General features: G+C 73.5%; 12 protein-coding genes and 2 pseudogenes. 4 read left to right on the top strand and 10 right to left on the bottom strand.

The genetic code is table 11. From position 1 onward, the window contains the following. Positions 1-1,064: pseudogene (locus C3486_RS34080) on the bottom strand (excinuclease ABC subunit UvrA); the annotation flags it as partial. Between the two features lie 73 nt (positions 1,065-1,137). On the opposite strand from C3486_RS34080, the gene C3486_RS34075 reads away from it, so the two are divergent. Beyond that, complete coding sequence (locus C3486_RS34075) at positions 1,138-2,127, top strand: YafY family protein (protein WP_103836732.1); 990 nt, start codon at positions 1,138-1,140, stop codon at positions 2,125-2,127. 13 nt (positions 2,128-2,140) lie between these two features. On the opposite strand, the gene C3486_RS34070 is transcribed toward C3486_RS34075, so the two are convergent. The 4 genes from C3486_RS34070 to lpdA form a co-directional block, all read right to left on the bottom strand. After that, complete coding sequence (locus tag C3486_RS34070) at positions 2,141-2,983, bottom strand: endonuclease I family protein (protein ID WP_258053176.1); 843 nt, start codon at positions 2,981-2,983, stop codon at positions 2,141-2,143. Between the two features lie 207 nt (positions 2,984-3,190). Next, entirely contained in the window at positions 3,191-3,388 is a 198-nt protein-coding gene (locus C3486_RS34065) for a hypothetical protein (RefSeq protein ID WP_103836730.1), read from the bottom strand. Continuing rightward, positions 3,366-5,402, bottom strand: a complete 2,037-nt coding sequence (locus C3486_RS34060; RefSeq protein WP_258053175.1) for an ABC transporter ATP-binding protein — start codon at positions 5,400-5,402, stop codon at positions 3,366-3,368. Before C3486_RS34060 ends, C3486_RS34065 begins: the two co-directional genes overlap by 23 nt. Positions 5,403-5,545: 143 nt before the next feature. Beyond that, complete coding sequence (lpdA, locus tag C3486_RS34055) at positions 5,546-6,949, bottom strand: dihydrolipoyl dehydrogenase (RefSeq protein WP_103836728.1); 1,404 nt, start codon at positions 6,947-6,949, stop codon at positions 5,546-5,548. Between the two features lie 202 nt (positions 6,950-7,151). Between lpdA and C3486_RS34050 the strand changes: the two genes are divergently transcribed. Next, a complete protein-coding gene (locus C3486_RS34050) occupies positions 7,152-8,222 on the top strand; it encodes a nitroreductase (protein WP_103836727.1) in 1,071 nt (356 codons plus the stop codon). Positions 8,223-8,814: 592 nt separating this feature from the next. After that, positions 8,815-9,222, top strand: coding sequence for an ATP-binding protein (locus C3486_RS34045; RefSeq protein WP_103836726.1), 408 nt, complete (start codon positions 8,815-8,817; stop codon positions 9,220-9,222). Positions 9,223-9,333: 111 nt separating this feature from the next. Here the strand turns inward: C3486_RS34045 and C3486_RS34040 are convergent, their stop codons facing one another. Further along, the gene (locus C3486_RS34040; RefSeq protein WP_103836725.1) at positions 9,334-10,440 is read right to left on the bottom strand and encodes a Ku protein; all 1,107 of its coding nucleotides are present in this window, start codon (positions 10,438-10,440) and stop codon (positions 9,334-9,336) included. 55 nt (positions 10,441-10,495) lie between these two features. Between C3486_RS34040 and ligD (C3486_RS34035) the strand changes: the two genes are divergently transcribed. Continuing rightward, positions 10,496-11,395: a non-homologous end-joining DNA ligase gene (gene ligD / locus C3486_RS34035; protein WP_103836724.1), complete on the top strand. Its 900-nt coding sequence runs from the start codon at positions 10,496-10,498 to the stop codon at positions 11,393-11,395. Between the two features lie 39 nt (positions 11,396-11,434). On the opposite strand, the gene ligD (C3486_RS34030) is transcribed toward ligD (C3486_RS34035), so the two are convergent. The 4 genes and pseudogenes from ligD (C3486_RS34030) to C3486_RS34015 form a co-directional block, all read right to left on the bottom strand. Continuing rightward, on the bottom strand, positions 11,435-12,385 hold the full coding sequence (gene ligD, locus C3486_RS34030) for a non-homologous end-joining DNA ligase (protein WP_103836734.1): 951 nt from the start codon (positions 12,383-12,385) through the stop codon (positions 11,435-11,437). A 212-nt stretch (positions 12,386-12,597) separates the two neighbouring features. After that, positions 12,598-13,929 (bottom strand): aspartate aminotransferase family protein, encoded by a 1,332-nt coding sequence (locus C3486_RS34025; RefSeq protein ID WP_103836723.1) that lies wholly within the window; start codon positions 13,927-13,929, stop codon positions 12,598-12,600. Next, on the bottom strand, positions 13,926-14,768 hold the full coding sequence (locus C3486_RS34020; RefSeq protein ID WP_103836733.1) for a nitrilase-related carbon-nitrogen hydrolase: 843 nt from the start codon (positions 14,766-14,768) through the stop codon (positions 13,926-13,928). The genes C3486_RS34025 and C3486_RS34020 overlap by 4 nt, the downstream gene beginning before the upstream one ends. A gap of 178 nt (positions 14,769-14,946) precedes the next feature. Further along, positions 14,947-15,612: pseudogene (locus C3486_RS34015) on the bottom strand (hypothetical protein); the annotation flags it as partial.

Genomic DNA, 15,612 nt, shown 5'->3' with positions numbered 1-15,612 from the left:
GGCTGGAGCCGAGGTGGCGTACGGTCTTCAGCCGCTGGGGCCTCGCCGCCGGAGAGGGTGCCGGTCTCGCGGTCCATGCTCAGGTAGCCGAGCCCGATGCCGACGAGGCGTTCCAGGGCCGCGACCGCCTGTGCGGCGACCGGCCCGCCCACCGGGTCGTCGACGTCGCGCAGCACGGTGATCAGCTCGTCCGCCTCCAGGGCCGTCATCTCGGCGAGCGTCAGCCCGGCCACCCGGGTCTTGCGGGCCGCCTCGTTGAGCCGCGCGCCGTCGCAGTCCGGGCAGACGTCCTCGGCGACGAAGCGGCGCACGGCCTCCCGCCGGCGCTCGCTCAGCCCCGAGGTGTCGCGGGTGACGTACTGCCGCCGGAAGCCGACGACCAGCCCTTCGTAGGAGTTCTGGTGGCCGGCGCCGCCCCGCCGCACCTTGCGGCCGGTGTCGTCGTACAGCAGCAGCGCCCATTCGTCCGGGGTGTACTCGGCCAGCGGCTTGTCCGGGTCGAACAGGCCCGTCTCGGCGAACAGCTGCCACCAGGCGCTGCCGACCGCGACCATCGGCAGCCGGATCGCCCCTTCGTTCAACGACTTGCTGGTGTCCAGGGCCCGTTCGAGGTCGAGCCGGACCACCTTGCCCAGCCCGTCGCACTCCGGGCACATCCCGGCCGGGTCGTTGAACGAGTACGCGGACGCCTCCCCCGCGCTGGGCGTGCCGCACCGCGAGTACAGCACCCGCAGCACGGCGTGGATGTCGGTCATGGTGCCGACGGTGGAGCGGGCGTTGCCGCCGACGGGGCGCTGGTCCACCACGATCGCCGGGGACAGCCCCTCGATGGCGTCCACGTCGGGGCGTTCGTGCCGGGGCATCCGGTTGCGCAGGTACCAGCCGAAGCTCTCGCCGAGCTGCCGCTGCGACTCCACGGCGATCGTGCCGAAGACCAGCGAGGACTTGCCGGACCCGGAGACGCCGGTGAAGACGGTCAGCCGGCCGCGGGGGATCTCCAGCGTCACGTCCTTGAGGTTGTGCGTACGGGCTCGGGTGATGCGGAGGGTGCTCACGTCGGTCATACCGGGCACGCTAGGAGGGAAGCAGGACAGTTCCTGTCCTGCTTCTCCCGCACCCTGGAAGGCGTGAGCGCCCGTGAGTGACACCCCGGCCCGGCTGCTGAAGCTGCTCTCCCTGCTGCAGACCGGCCGCGAGCACACCGGCCCGGAGCTGGCCGGCCGGCTCGGCGTGTCCGAGCGGACGGTCCGCCGGGACGTGGGCAGGCTGCGCGAGCTGGGCTATCCGGTCGACGCGACGGTCGGGGCCGTCGGCGGCTACCGGCTGGCCGCCGGCACGGCCATGCCGCCGCTGCTGCTGGAGGACGACGAGGCGGTGGCCGTCGCGGTCGGGCTGCACGCTGCGGCGGGCGGCGCGGTGACCGGCGTGGCGGAGACCTCGGTACGCGCCCTGGCCAAGCTGGAGCAGGTGCTGCCCGGCCGGCTGCGCCGCCGGGTCGCCGCGCTCCGGGAGACCACCGACCCGCTGTACGGGCTGCTCACCGGCGGCGGCACCGCGCCCAGCACGGACCCGGAGGTGCTGAGCGCGCTGGCCGCCGCGTGCCATCTCGGGGAGCGGCTGCGGTTCACGTACGCGGGCCGCGGCGACGGTGCGCCCACGCGGCGGCACGTCGAGCCGTACCGCCTGGTCAGCGCCGACCAGCGGTGGTACCTGGTCGGGTACGACCTGGACCGCGCGGACTGGCGGACCTTCCGGGCCGACCGGGTGCGCGAGCCGCTGGCCACGGGTGCGCGGTCGGCGGAGCGTGCGCTGCCCGGGGGCGACGCCGCGTCCTACGTCGCCGAGTCGGTCACCGGGCACCGCGCCCGGCACCGCGCGGTGATCACCCTGCACACCACGGCCGAGGACGCGGCGCGCCGGGTGCCGCCGGGCGGCGGCGTGCTGGAGCCGCTGCCCGGCGGCCGCTGCCGGCTCCTGACCGGCGGTGACGCGCTGGACTGGCTGGCGGTCCGGCTCGCGCTGCTCGGCGTGGCGTTCGAGGTGCACGAGCCGCCCGAACTCCGCGACTACCTGCGGGAGCTGGGAGAGCGGATGGTGGCCGCCGCACGGGACGGCGGCCGCTCCTGACCGCCGGAACGGTTCACCAGATGGCGTCGACCCACTCGGGGTGGTCGATGAACGGGTTCCGGTTGTGCTGGTACTTGTCGAAGATGACCTGGTTGCGGTTCTTCTCGAAGTCGTCCGGCGGGTCCTGCTCGCTCCACGCCTTCAGGACGCTGAGCTTGCCGATGGCGGGCGCCGAGCCGTTGTCGACCTTGTCGTTGGGCTCCAGGTCGGGGAAGCCGTCGTCGCCGTCGTACCGGACCGCCATGTAGAGGATCATGCGCGCGACGTCGCCCTTGACGGCGTCGCGGGGCTCGAAGGAGTCGCCGTCGGTGTAGTTGCCGGGCGCCTCGCCGACCTCGCTGCCGCCGTTGTCGAAGTCCTTGTTGCCGCGGGTGCTGTTGACCGAGACGTCGGCCGGGCGGAGGTGGTGGATGTCGGTGCCGGGCCCGGTGGAGGTGCCGAAGTCGCCGTGCGACTTGGCCCAGACGTGCTCCCGGTTCCACTGGTCGGGGTCGCCGCCGTTGTCGTCCTTGCTCTGCGAACGGCCGGTGTAGAGCAGGATGACGTTGCCGGAGTTCTTGGGGTCCTGGTCGGTGACCTTCAGCGCGTCCCAGACCTGGCTGTAACTGAGCTTGCTGACGCCAGAACTGATGATCTTGTGCAGCGCGGACTTGAGCTCCGGGCCGGTCTTGCCCTCCGCGTCCTTGTAGTACGTGTCGTCGTACGCGGTGGTGGCGTACGCGGCGGCGGTGGCGCCGTGCTGAGGGACGGGCTCGGGGGCCGCGCTGGCCGGTATCTGGACGGCCAGCGCGAGCAGGGCCGTACCGGTGAGTGCCGTGACGATTCTGCGCCGAGCGGTGGTGCGGGATGTGTCCACGAGTGGTGTCCTCTCCCCCATGCGCGTGGCCGGTCCGCCGAAGGGTGGGGGGTGCGGACCGGGGCCGGCCGGTGAATGACCGGCCGGAGGCAGCGTGCCATCACCACAATTCCCACCGCGTGACCATTGCGGTGTGATTATGTGTCAAGAACGTGGAGATCTACAGGCGTAGAGCCGCGGGGCCCGGCGGACCGGGCCACCGCGGGGTCAGGGCGAGATCTCCGCGAGTTGCGGGAACGCCTGCGAGAGCAGCACGCACAGCAGCGAGACCAGCACCGCCGCCACGATCACCCCGAGGCAGCCCAGGACGTCCCGCAGCGTGCTCGCGAGCGGGCCGGGACGGCGCGGGCGCAGCGGGGCGGACGGCAGGCGGTGCGGCGGGTTACCCCTGGACGCGGTCGACATGGGAATCGCCCGAGCCGGTGCCGGTGCTGCTGGGCCGCGGCACGCCGTTGGTCCGCGGCGCGGTGCCGGACGTGCCGTCCATGCCGTACTGGGCGGCCTGGAGTTCGTACATCGCGCGGTAGAGGCCGCCCGGTACGGACATCAGCTCACGGTGGGTGCCGGCGCCGGCCAGCCGGCCGCGGTCCAGTACGTAGATCAGGTCGGCGGTGGCGGTGGCCGCCAGCCGGTGCGTGATCAGCAGGACGGTGGTGCCGTCGTCGGCGAGCGAGCGCAGCGCGCGGAACGCCTCGACCTCGGCCTGCGGGTCGAGTGCCGCGGTCGGCTCGTCGACGATCAGCAGTGGCGCTCCGCGGTACCGGGCGCGGGCGCTGCCCAGCCGCTGCCACTGGCCGCCGGAGAGGTCCGTGCCGCGCTCGAAGCCCTTGACCACCAGGCTGTCCCAGCCGTGCGGCAGCCCCTCGACGAGGCCCGCTGCGCCCGCCTCGGCCGCGGCGCGCTCGATGCGCTCCTGGTCGGCCGGCTGGTCGCTGCGGCCGATGTGGACGTTGGCGCGTGCGGTCATCGGCCACCGCGGGAAGTCCTGCCCGAGCACCGCGACCTGGTCGAACACCGCGTCCCTGTCCGCCTCGCGCAGGTCGACGCCGTTCCAGGTCAGCCGCCCCGTGGTCGGCAGATACAGCCCGGCGACGAGCTTGGCGAGGGTGGTCTTGCCCGAGCCGTTCGCGCCGACCAGCGCGACGACGCGGCCGCGCGGGATGGTGAGGTCGATCCCGCGCAGTGCCGGTTCCGGTGCGCCGGGGTAGGTGAAGCTCACGCCCTCCAGGCGGATTTCGGTGAGCGGCCTGGGGACGGGGACGCCGCCGGCCGGGATGGCCTGGTCCTCGGCGCCCTCGCAGGCGTCCTGGAGGTCCTTGAGGTACATGGCCTCTTCGTAGAGCCGGTTGACCTGCATGACGAGGGCGGTCAGCCCCGCGCCCGCGCTGCGTACCGCGATGACCGCCGTGCCGGCCACCGCCAGCGGCATGCCGCCGCCGGTCAGCAGCAGCCACAGGACGCCGTAGGCGGCGAGCGTGGCGAGGCCGGAGACGGCGGCCGCCGCGGTCTGGGTGGCGGCCTCGGCGGTGGCCAGCCGCTGCTGCTCCTTCTCCATCGTCATCGACATGTCGTCATAGGCGTCGGTCAGCATCCGGCCGGCGCCGTGCACGCGCAGTTCGGGGGCGCAGTGGTGGTCGGTGATCTTCTGGGTGACGACGGATATGGCGCGCCGGTGCTCGATCCAGGCATGCCGCGAGGCGTACTGCCGGCGGGCGGAGAGGACCGCACCCCAGCCCTTGGGCGCGGCGATCAGTACGAGCATCAGGACGAGCAGCGGGTGCAGGAGGGCCAGTACGGCGGCGGAGGCGAGCAGCGCGATCAGCGCGTTGACGACCGTGACCGAGGAGCGGAGCATCATGCGGACGGAGTCGGTGCCGAAGCGCCCGGCGTCCAGCGTGCGGTGGAAGTCCGCGTCCTCCAGGGCCGCCAGCTCCACCCGGACGGCGCCGCGGTAGAAGCGGGCGGTGCAGGCCCGCTCGACCTTGGGCTCCAGCCGTCCGGAGGCGGCGACCGACACGGCCGAGAGCAGCGCGGCCACGGCGGCGACGGCGCAGCCGGCCAGCAGCGCGGGCAGGGCCTGGCGTAATCGCTCCACGGTCGGCCCGCCGGCGAACAGCGCGACCAGCACCCGGTTGGTGGCCACCAGGACGAAGGCGCGGGTCAGCCCCTGGCCGACCTCGGCGCCGAGCAGCGCCAGCAGGGCCCGCCGGTCCTCCCGCCAGGCGGCCCGGGCCACGAGGGCCGCCATCGCGGGGAACTGCCGCGCCATCTGCCAGAACGTCAGCCGCAGCAGCGGCTGTTCGTGCCGGGTGAACGACAGGTCGTACCGCAGCGCGCCGCCGAACAGCAGCCGTTCGCTGCGCGTCACCGGCAGCGCATCCGGCGTCCGCCGCCGGATGCGCCTCTTTCCTCGGCTCACGGGCCCCACTCCCCCACAACCGTCCGTCACCGTCACCGGACGCCCGGCCTTCATTGTCGCCGGGCCGCGCGGCGCGAGCGCTCGTTTTCGGCTCGGTGCGCAGGGGGCACGGAGTGCCGCGATCAGGGGGGTGGCCTGGCCCGTCACATATTGATCATGTGTCCGGCGAGCCCGTGCACGGCCTCCTTGACGGCCTCGCCGAGCGTCGGGTGCGCGTGGACGTTCCTGGCCACCTCGTGGACGGTCAGATCCCACTGCTGAGCCAGCGTCAACTCCGGCAGCAGCTCGGTGACTTCGGGACCGATGAGGTGGGCGCCGAGGAGTTCGCCGTACCGCGCGTCGCTGAGGATCTTGACGAAGCCGGTGGCGTCGCCGAGGCCGTGCGCCTTGCCGTTCGCGGTGAACGGGAACTTCGCGACCTGCACGTCGAAGCCCTGCTCGCGGGCCTGTTCCTCGGTCCACCCGAAGCTGGCGATCTGCGGCTGGCAGTACGTCGCGCGCGGGATCATGACGTAGTCCAGCTCCATGGTCTCCGCGTCCGCGATCGTCTCGGCGGCGACGATGCCCATGGACTCGGCGGCGTGCGCGAGCATCAGCTTGGCGGTGACGTCGCCGATGGCGAAGAGGTGCGGCACGCTCGTCCGGCAGCGCCCGTCGACGTCGATGGCGCCGCGCTCGGTGAGCTTCACGCCGGTGTTCTCCAGGCCGTAGCCCTCGGTGCGGGGCTGGAAGCCGATCGCCTGGAGCACCTTGTCGGCCTCCAGCGTCTGCTCCTGTCCGCCGGTGCTGACGTGCACCTGCACGGTGCCGCTGCCGTCGTCGTCGATGCCCTCGACGCGGGTGCCGGTCAGCAGCTTGATGCCCAGGCGCTTGTACCGCTTGGCCAGTTCGGCGGAGACCTCGGCGTCCTCCAGCGGCACCAGCCGGTCCAGGAACTCCACGATCGTGACGTCCACGCCGTAGTTGCGCAGGACGTAGGCGAACTCCACGCCGATGGCGCCGGCGCCCGCGATGATGATGCTGCGGGGCAGCTCCTCGCTGAGGATCTGCTCCTCGTACGTCACCACCCGCTCGCTGAGGGAAGTGCCGGGCAGCAGCTTGGTGGTGGCGCCCGCGGCGATGATGCAGTGGTCGAAGGTGACGGTCTCGGAGCCGCCGTCGGAGAGCGCGACCTGGAGGGTGTGCGGGTCGGCGAAGGTGCCGCGGCCCTCGTACTGGGTGATCTTGTTCTTCTTCATGAGGTAGTGCACGCCCTTGACGCGGCCGTCCGCGACCTTGCGGCTGCGGGCGAAGGCGGCGCCGTAGTCGAACGTCACCTCGCCGCTCGCCCGGATGCCGAAGGTCTTGGCCTCCTGCGTGAAGAGGTGCGCGAGCTCCGCGTTGCGCAGCAGGGCCTTGGAGGGGATGCAGCCCACGTTGAGGCAGACCCCGCCCCAGTACTTCTCCTCGATGACCGCCACGCTGCGGCCGAGCTGGGCCGCGCGGATCGCGGCGACGTACCCACCCGGGCCCGCGCCGAGGACGACGACGTCAAAGTGTGCACTCATACGGGCAGCGTAGGTCGGCACCCGCGGCCTGCGCAGGGCATTGAAGATCCCGGAAGTGTGACACCGAACACCGCGATACGGAAAATTGTTTCCGTATTGCAAAACCGCTGCCGGTTTTCCCTTCTCCCGATGCGCCGTGGCACGCGCCGGGCCACCCTGGAGGAGGCCCCACGCCCGGCCGACCGCCCTCCTGGAGGACCCGGTGGACACTCAGGCAGCCGACGACCTGACCGTGACGGCGCTGGTGACCGACGCGATCGCCGCCCCGTCGATGCACAACGCGCAGCCCTGGCGGTTCCGGTGCTCGCCCGGCTGCCGCACCCTGCAGGTGTGGGCGGACCCGGAGCGCGCCCTGCCGCAGGCGGACCCCGACGGCCGCGCGCTGCACATCGGCTGCGGCGCCGCCCTGTTCAACCTGCGGGTCTCGGCCGCCCATGCCGGCCTGCCGGTGCGTACGACGCTGCTGCCCGACCCGGACCGGCCCGGACTGCTCGCGTCCGTGGAGCTGGCTCCCGAGGGCGAGGCGGACGGCGGCATCGAGCGGCTGCGCCGGCTGCACCCCGCGGTCCACGAGCGGCACACCAGCCGGTACCCCTTCGAGGAGACCGGGCTGAGCGCCGCCCAGCTCACCGGCCTGCGGCACGCCGCCGAGCAGGAGGGTGCCGCGCTCTCCTTCCCGGTCGGCTGGCACCTGCAGCTGGTGCTGGAGCTGGCCGAGGAGGGCGAGGAGCGGGACCGCACGGCCGCCGCGGGCGAGCACGACGCGGGCACCGATCCGCTGGCGGGCGGCGCGGGCGGCGGCAGCCGGGAGCAGGGCCCGGTCCGCCCGGATCTGGCGGAGTGGACCCGGACCGGCGCGGAAGCGGAGTCGGCGGTCGACGGGGTGCCCGCGTACGCCTTCGGGCCGAAGCGGCGCGGCGGGCGGGCCCCGGTACGGGACTTCGCCGCCGGTGCCGAGGTGCCGGGCCGGGAGTCGGCCGCCTTCGAGAGCCATCCGCACCTCGCGCTGCTCAGCACCGAGCGGGACCGGCCCGTGGACTGGCTGCGCGCCGGCCAGGCGATGCAGCGCACCCTGCTCGCCGCCACCCTGGAGGGGCTCTCCAGCTCGTTCGTCACGCAGTCGCTGGAGTGGCCGGAGCTGCGCTGGCCGCTGCGCGAGCCGGTCTCCGGACACGGCCTGGTCCAGATGGTGCTGCGCTTCGGGTACGGGCCGCGGGGTACGGCGACGCCACGGCGTCCGGTGGAGGAGGTCCTGGAGTTCGACCCGGCGTAGGCCGGGCCGTCGGCGGGGGTCTGCGCCACCGGCCGGACCCGGCGTAGACCGTCGGCGCACCGCGTCCGGAAAGGGGGAAGCCCCGGCCAGACGGGGGAAGCCGGCCGGGGCTGGTGTGTGGGGGCGCGGCCGCGGTTGCCGCGGGGGCGCCGGTGAGCGAGGGGCCCGGCGGTGCCGTACCGCCCCTCACTTCTCTTGAATAGTAAACCATCGTTAGCGGTGGAAGCGAATCGGGGCCTCCGGATGGCACGGGGGGACGGCCGGCGGGCCGTTCCCGGGCCGTACGGGACCGTCCGGCGGCGCCGCGCGGCTGCCGGGATCGGCTTGATCCGTCCGGCGCGGGCGTACGCCGGTCCCCCTGCGCCTGCCCCGTCCGGGCCCTCGTACGCCCGGCAGCGCGGGTCGCCTCCCGCCTGCGGGTGTTCACTCCGTCACAGCGGGTCGGCAAACGGGTTCTTGATGGTTGGCGCGGCGGCGAGCGGGAATGACCGCTCCCGTCGGCAGGCCGTGCGTGATCGCACGGGCCACGGGTGGAGGGGCCGACGCAGTGACCGGCATCCCTCCGCCACCGTCACGGGAGGGAGTGAGACCCATGCACGCGAGCAGGAACCGCGCCGCGCGCGTCGAGTACGCGCTGCCGCGGGAAGCCGCGTCGGCCCGCTGGGCCAGGAGGTTGACCAGTGGCTTCCTCGGCCATCCGGCGATGCCCGACGGGGTGTCCGGCCGGGTGGACGAAGCGGTGCTCATCGTGTCCGAGCTGGTCACCAACGCCGTGCGGCACGGCAACAGCCGCTGCCGGCTGCGGCTGAGCGCCGCGGCGAGCGGCGTGACCATCGAGGTGCACGACGACGACCCGCGCACCCCCGCCGTCAAGCCGCTCACGGAGGACGCGACCGGCGGCCGGGGCATGGCCATCGTGGGACTGCTGGCCCGGCAGTTCGACATCACCGCGGACCGCAGCGGCGGCAAGACCGTACGGGCGGTCCTCGCGGGCACGTGAAGGGCGGCGGGCAGCACTCCGGGCATCGCGCCGGGCGCCGCTCCACCGGGGCCGGGACCCCGCCCCGTCTCCCGCACGGCCCCGCCCGCACGGGCCGGCCGTGCCGGCCGCTCAGCCGGCCTTCCGGCGTGACGCGGCGCGCTTCGCCGGGGTCTTCTTCGCCGCCGTCTTCCCGTCCGAGCCGCCCTTCCCCGCGGCCGTACCGGTCTTCCCGCCCGACGTACCGGTCTTCCCCGCCGTCTTCTTCGCCGTGGCCGGCTTCGCGGCCGTCTTCTTGGCGGTGCCCCCCTTCCCGGCCGTCTTCTTCGCCGTCCGCGCCGCGGCCTTCCGGGCCGGGCGCTCCGCACCCTCCTCCTCAGCGGCTTCCGCGGCCTGCCCGGACTTCCGGCGCAGCCGGGTGACGGAGCCGCCCTCGCCCTCCTCCTCGTCCCCGCCGCCGCGCTCCCGCTGGGCGGCGCGCACGCTGTCCTCCAGGGCCGCCATCAGGTCGATGACCTTGCCGCCCCGCTTGGGCCCCTCCGACGGCACGGCGGGCTCACCGCCCTCCAGCTTCGCGGAGACCAGCTCCTCGACGGCGTCCCGGTAGTCGTCGTGCAGCTCGGCCGGGTCCAGCTCGCCGAGCGAGTCCATCAGGGTCTCGGCGAGGGTCAGCTCGTTGTCCCTGATCTGGACGTTCTCCTTGGGCGCCAGCCCGGCCGGGGAGCGGATCTGGTCCGGCCAGAGCAGGGCGTGCATCACGATCGCGTCGTCGTGCACCCGGAGCATGGCCAGGGTCTCGCGGTTGCGCAGCGCGACCTTGCCGATGGCCACCTTCTCGTGGTGCACCAGCGCGTCGCGCAGCAGGACGTACGGCTTGGCCGCCGACGGGCCGTTGGCGCCGAGGTAGTACGCCTTGTCCATCTGCAGCGGGTCGATGTCGGCGGCGTCGACGAACGCCAGGATGGTCAGCGTCTTGGCGGTGGGCAGCGGCAGCTGGGCGAGGTCGGCGTCGCTGAGCGGGACGATGAGGTCGGAGGCGGCCTGGTACCCCTTGCCGATCTCCTCCTGGGGCACCTCCTCGCCGTCCAGCTCGCAGACCTTGCGGTAGCGGATGCGGCCGCCGTCCTTCTCGTGGATCTGGACGAAGGAGACCGCCGAGGCGCTGTCCGTCGCGCTGTACATCTTCACCGGGATGCTGACCAGGCCGAAGGAGATCGACCCGTTCCAGATGGATCTCATGCGTGCGTCCCTTGTTTTTTGTCCCTTTTGTCCCGATTCATGGGACTCTCAGGGTATGCCGATCACCGAGATCGAGGGACGCCGGCTGACGGTCACGAGGCTGGACAAGGTGCTGTACCCGGCCACCGGGACGACCAAGGGCGAGGTGCTGCACTACTACGCGCTGACCGCGGGCGCGATGCTCGCCCACCTCCACGACCGCCCGGTCTCCTTCCTGCGCTACCCCGACGGGCCGGACGGCGAGACGTTCTTCACCAAGAACGTGCCGCCCGGTACCCCCGCCTGGGTGAAGACCGTCGATCTGACCCGCCGGAGCGGCAAGACCGGCCGCCAGGTGGTGCTGCAGGACACCGCGTCCCTGATGTGGGCGGCCAACCTCGTCGTCGAGCTGCACGTCCCGCAGTGGCGCATCGACGACCCCGGCATCGCCGACCGGATGGTCTGGGACCTGGACCCCGGCGCGCCCGCCACCATCGTCGACTGCTGCGCGGTCGCCGGCTGGCTGCACGAGAGGCTGTCGGCCGACGGCCTGAACGTGTACGCCAAGACCTCGGGCTCCAAGGGCCTGCACCTGCTCGTGCCCATCGAGCCCACGCCCTCGGACGACGTCAGCGCGTACGCCAAGGACATCGCGGTGGAGGCGGAGCACGAGCTGCCCGGCCAGGTGGTGCACCGGATGACCAAGGCGCTGCGGCCCGGCAAGGTCTTCCTCGACTTCAGCCAGAACAGCGCGGCGAAGACCACGGCGGCCCCGTACACCGTGCGCGCCCGCAGCGAGCCGACCGTGTCCACGCCGGTCACCTGGGACGAGATCGCCGACTGCACCGACCCGGCGGACCTGCACTTCCTCATCGGCGACATCGCGGAGCGCCGCGAGCGGTACGGCGACCTGCTGGGCCCGCTGATCAACCTCAACCGCGCGAAGCGCCTGCCGCGCGCGAAGCGGCGGCGGTGAGGTGGCGGCCCCGGCTGCCGGCTGCCCGGCCCCGTGCGGTCAGTCCAGACGGGTGAGGTCGGGACGGAGGCGGTGCCAGGTGGGGTGGCGGAGGCGGCCCTGGGCCGTCCAGCCGGAGTAGCCGACCTCGGCGACCAGCCGGGGCTCCAGCCAGTGCGCGCCCGGCACGTCCACGGGGCCGGTGAACGGGGACGTGCCGCGCGCGAGGACCTCGAAGTACCGGGCCAGCTCGTGCCGTTCGCGGCCGGACAGGCCCGAGCCGACCGAACCGGCGTACCGCAGCCCGTCCGCCTCCTCGACGCCCGCCAGCACCGAGCCGGGCAGCCCGGTGATCCCGCCGCGCCCCTCCCACCAGCCGCCGATCACCACGTCGAGGGTGCGGACGTGCTTGGTCTTGCGCCAGTCGGCGGACCGCAGGCCCGGCGTGTAGCGGGAGCCGAGCCGCTTGGCGACCACCCCCTCCAGGCCGTTCTCCCGCGTCGTCTCCCACACCTCGGCGCCCTGCCCCACCACGTGGCCGGGCGTCGACCACTCCGGCGCCGCCAGCTCCAGGCCCGCCAGCAGGTCCCTGCGCTCCTCGTACGGGGCGTCCAGCAGCGGCCGCCCGTCCAGGTACAGCAGGTCGAAGAGGACGAGGTGGACGGGGTGGTCGGCGAGCAGCCGGCCACTGCGGCGGGCGTCCGCCACGTTCATCCGGCGCTGCAGCAGCCCGAAGTCCGGGCGCCCCGCCTCGTCGAGCACGACGACCTCGCCGTCGAGGACGGCGGACCGGCCGCGCAGCCGCTCGCCGAGGCCGGTCAGCTCGGGGTAGGTGCGGGTCGCGTCGTTGCCGGCCCGGGTGACCAGCCGCAGGGAGCCGTCGCCCGGCGCCTCGGCGAGACAGCGCACGCCGTCCCACTTCACCTCGTACGCCCACTGGGAGCCGGTGCCGTCGGTCGGCAGCGGGCCCGGCGTGGCGAGCATGGGCCGCAGGGCGGGCATCGGAGGCATGGCCATGCCTCCGATGATCAGCGGTCGGGCGGGCCTGCGCGACCGCGGCCGGCTTCGCCGGCAGGCACCGCCGTAAGGGTTCGCGCCGGCCCCCGGCTGCCCCACCGTGTGCGTCGCTCGCGCAGTTCCCCGCGCCCCTTCGGGGGCGCGGGGAACTGCGCGCTCAGCCACAGTGCAGCTGAGCCCGGCCACCGCGCGAGCCCCCGCGGCGGTCAGCCGGTCGCCGTCTCCGCGAGCCGCTTCTGCGCTGCCCGGAGCGCGTCGTCGAGCAGGCCCGCGCCCTCCTCCGCCTCCGCGACGGTCAGGGACAGCGGCGGCGCGATGCGCAGGGCCGCGCCGTTCAGGCCGCCCTTGCCGATGAGCAGGCCGCGTTCGCGCGCCGCCTCGGTGACGGCGGCCGCGGCCCGCGGCGACGGCTCACCCGTGCCCGGCTCGACCAGCTCGATGCCGATCATCAGGCCGCGCCCGCGTACTTCGCGCACGATGTCCAGCCCCGCCGCCACCGCCCGCAGCCGCTCGATGAGCAGCCCGCCGACGCGCCGCGCGTTGCCCTGGAGGTCGTGTTCGAGGAGGTAGGTGAGGTTGGCCAGGCCCGCCGCCATGGTGACCGGGCTGCCGCCGAAGGTGGAGATGGAGTTGGCGCCGAGGCAGTTCATCACCTCGGCGCGGGCCACCACGCCGCCGATGGACATGCCGTTGCCGATGCCCTTGGCGAAGGTCAGCAGGTCCGGCGGGCCGCTCGCGGCGTGCGCCTGCCAGCCCCAGAAGTGGTCACCCGTACGGCCCCAGCCGGTCTGCACCTCGTCGCTGATCCAGAGGATGCCGTGCTCCGCCAGCACCTCGCGGAAGGCCGCGTACAGCCCGTCGGGCGGGTTGGTGAAGCCGCCGACGCCCTGCACCGGCTCGGCGATCAGCGCCGCCACCCCGCCGGACGTCTGCTGGAGCACGTCCTTGAGGTCGGCGACGCACGCCTCGATGTACTGCGCGTCGCTGAGGTGCGCGAACGGGCCGCGGCTGCGCACCCCGCCGTGCACCCACAGCGTCTGCAGCGGCGAGAGGCTGGTCGGCGACCAGCTCTGGTTGCCGGTGACGCCCACGGCCGAGAAGGACCGGCCGTGGTAGCTGTTGCGCATGGCCAGGATCTGGTTCGAGCGGCGGTACGTGGTCGCCAGCAGCAGCGCCGCGTCGTTGGCCTCCGTACCGGAGGTGGTGAAGAAGACCCGCGCGTCGGGGATGCCGGAGAGCGCCGCGATCCGCTCGGCCAGCTCGACCATCGGCCGGGAGAGGTAGAGCGTGGAGGTGTGGATGATGCGGCCGGCCTGCTCGGCGACGGCCTTGGTCACCTCGGGCAGCGCGTGCGCGGTCATCGTGGTGAGGATGCCGCCGAAGAAGTCGAGGTAGCGGTTGCCGTCCGAGTCCCAGACGTGCCGGCCCTCGCCGTGCGTCAGCTCGATCGGCCGGTCGTAGAGCAGGGTCAGCCACTCGGGCAGGACGGAACGGTGCCGGGCGTGCAGCCCCACGGCGTCGGTGCGGTGGTCGGTCACGGCTGCACCAGCCCTTCGTACGCGTCGGGACGGCGGTCGCGGTAGAACGCCCACTGCTGCCGGACCTCGTCGATCAGCCCGAAGTCCAGGTCACGGACGACCAGTTCCTCCTTGGTGTCACTGGCCACGTCGCCGACGAACTGCCCGCGCGGGTCGACGAAGTAGCTGGTGCCGTAGAAGTCGTTGTCGCCGTACTCCTCGACCCCGACCCGGTTGATCGCGGCGACGAAGTACTCGTTGGCGACCGCTGCGGCCGGCTGCTCCAGCTGCCAGAGGTAGGCGGACAGGCCGCGGGAGGTGGCGGAGGGGTTGTAGACGAGCTGGGCGCCGTTCAGGCCGAGCTGGCGCCAGCCCTCGGGAAAGTGCCGGTCGTAGCAGATGTAGACGCCGATCCGGCCGACCGCGGTGTCGAACACCGGCCAGCCCTTGTTGCCCGGCTTGAAGTAGTACTTCTCCCAGAACCCCTTGACCTGCGGGATGTGGTGCTTGCGGTACGTGCCGAGGACCGTGCCGTCGGCGTCGATGACGGCCGCGGTGTTGTAGTAGAAGCCGGACTGCTCGACCTCGAAGACCGGGACGACGACGACCATGCCCGTCTCGCGGGCCAGCTCCTGCATCCGGCGGACGGTCGGGCCGTCCGGCACCGGCTCCGCCCAGCGGTAGTGCTCCGGCTCCTGCACCTGGCAGAAGTACGGGGCGTTGAAGACCTCCTGGAAGCCGATCACCTTCGCGCCCTGGGCGGCGGCCGCGCGGGCGTGCTCCTCGTGTTTGGCGATCATCGACTCGGTATCGCCCGTCCAGGTCGCCTGCACCAGTGCGGCACGTACGACATCGGCCATGAGCTGCTCCTTCGCCAGGGCGTCGAACAACCGGTCAGCGCGAGCTCTACGCGTGTGGAGGTGACCGTAGGACGGCTTCCGCACCGTGGCAAGACCATCTCGGCCGTGCCGCACGGCCGATCCCCGCCCCCGGGGGGAACGGCCGTGCGAACTGCCGTGGGCCGTGGTGCGCATGGGGTCAGCGGACGCCGAGGAGGCGGTCCGGCACGCCGGCCGTCCGCAGCGCGTGGACGACGTCCCGGCGGCGGTGTTCGGACACCGTCTCCGCGGCCTCCAGCAGCAGCGGCACCAGCGCCTCGGTGGCACCCGTGGCCGTCGCCGCCCCGGCCGCCTCCTCCGCGGTACGCGCCCGGACCATGGCGGCCAGCAGCTCGCGTGCCTCGGCCGGACGGCCCGCCTCCCGCAGGGCGAGCGCGGCGTCCCCCACCTCGCCGACCGGACGCGCCACGCCCTGCCGCAGCAGGCTCACGCAGTCCTGGACGCGCCCGGCGGCGGCCAGCGCGCCGGCCGCGGCTGCGAGCGGTCCCGGCGGCAGGCAGGCCACCTCCCACAGCAGCGTGGACACGTCGGCGGCCAGACCGCTGCGCTCCAGCTCGTCGGCGATGTGCGGCAGTTCCTCCGCGGGGCGGCGGGCCGCGGCGCACAGGACGGCGTGCGCCTCACCGCCGCGCCCGGCGGCCCGCAGCTCGGCGAGATGGGCCACGGCACTGGTGACGGCCTGGCGTACCTGGGGCGGGAGAGACGTACGAAGCTCCGGCCCCCTACCGGAACCGGCCACCGGCCGCGCGTCGTCCTTGGCGGAATTCCGCCCCCCGGCGTCGTCCTGCGCCTCCCCCGCCCCGCG

The sequence above is a fragment of the Streptomyces sp. Ru73 genome (genome assembly GCF_002920575.1).
In the GTDB taxonomy this organism is placed as follows: domain Bacteria; phylum Actinomycetota; class Actinomycetes; order Streptomycetales; family Streptomycetaceae; genus Streptomyces.
The sequence above is the reverse complement of the archived record's forward strand: the minus strand, read 5'-3'. Positions and strand labels throughout refer to the sequence as shown.

What these genes read in the sequence shown, in the direction of transcription:
- ligD (WP_103836734.1), bottom strand. Translation starts at nt 12,385, where the DNA reads ATGCCTCCGATGCCCGCCCTGCGGCCCATGCTCGCCACGCCGGGCCCG.
- lpdA (WP_103836728.1), bottom strand. Translation starts at nt 6,949, where the DNA reads ATGAGTGCACACTTTGACGTCGTCGTCCTCGGCGCGGGCCCGGGTGGG.
- C3486_RS34065 (WP_103836730.1), bottom strand. Translation starts at nt 3,388, where the DNA reads ATGTCGACCGCGTCCAGGGGTAACCCGCCGCACCGCCTGCCGTCCGCC.
- C3486_RS34040 (WP_103836725.1), bottom strand. Translation starts at nt 10,440, where the DNA reads ATGAGATCCATCTGGAACGGGTCGATCTCCTTCGGCCTGGTCAGCATC.
- C3486_RS34020 (WP_103836733.1), bottom strand. Translation starts at nt 14,768, where the DNA reads ATGGCCGATGTCGTACGTGCCGCACTGGTGCAGGCGACCTGGACGGGC.
- ligD (WP_103836724.1), top strand. Translation starts at nt 10,496, where the DNA reads ATGCCGATCACCGAGATCGAGGGACGCCGGCTGACGGTCACGAGGCTG.
- C3486_RS34045 (WP_103836726.1), top strand. Translation starts at nt 8,815, where the DNA reads ATGCACGCGAGCAGGAACCGCGCCGCGCGCGTCGAGTACGCGCTGCCG.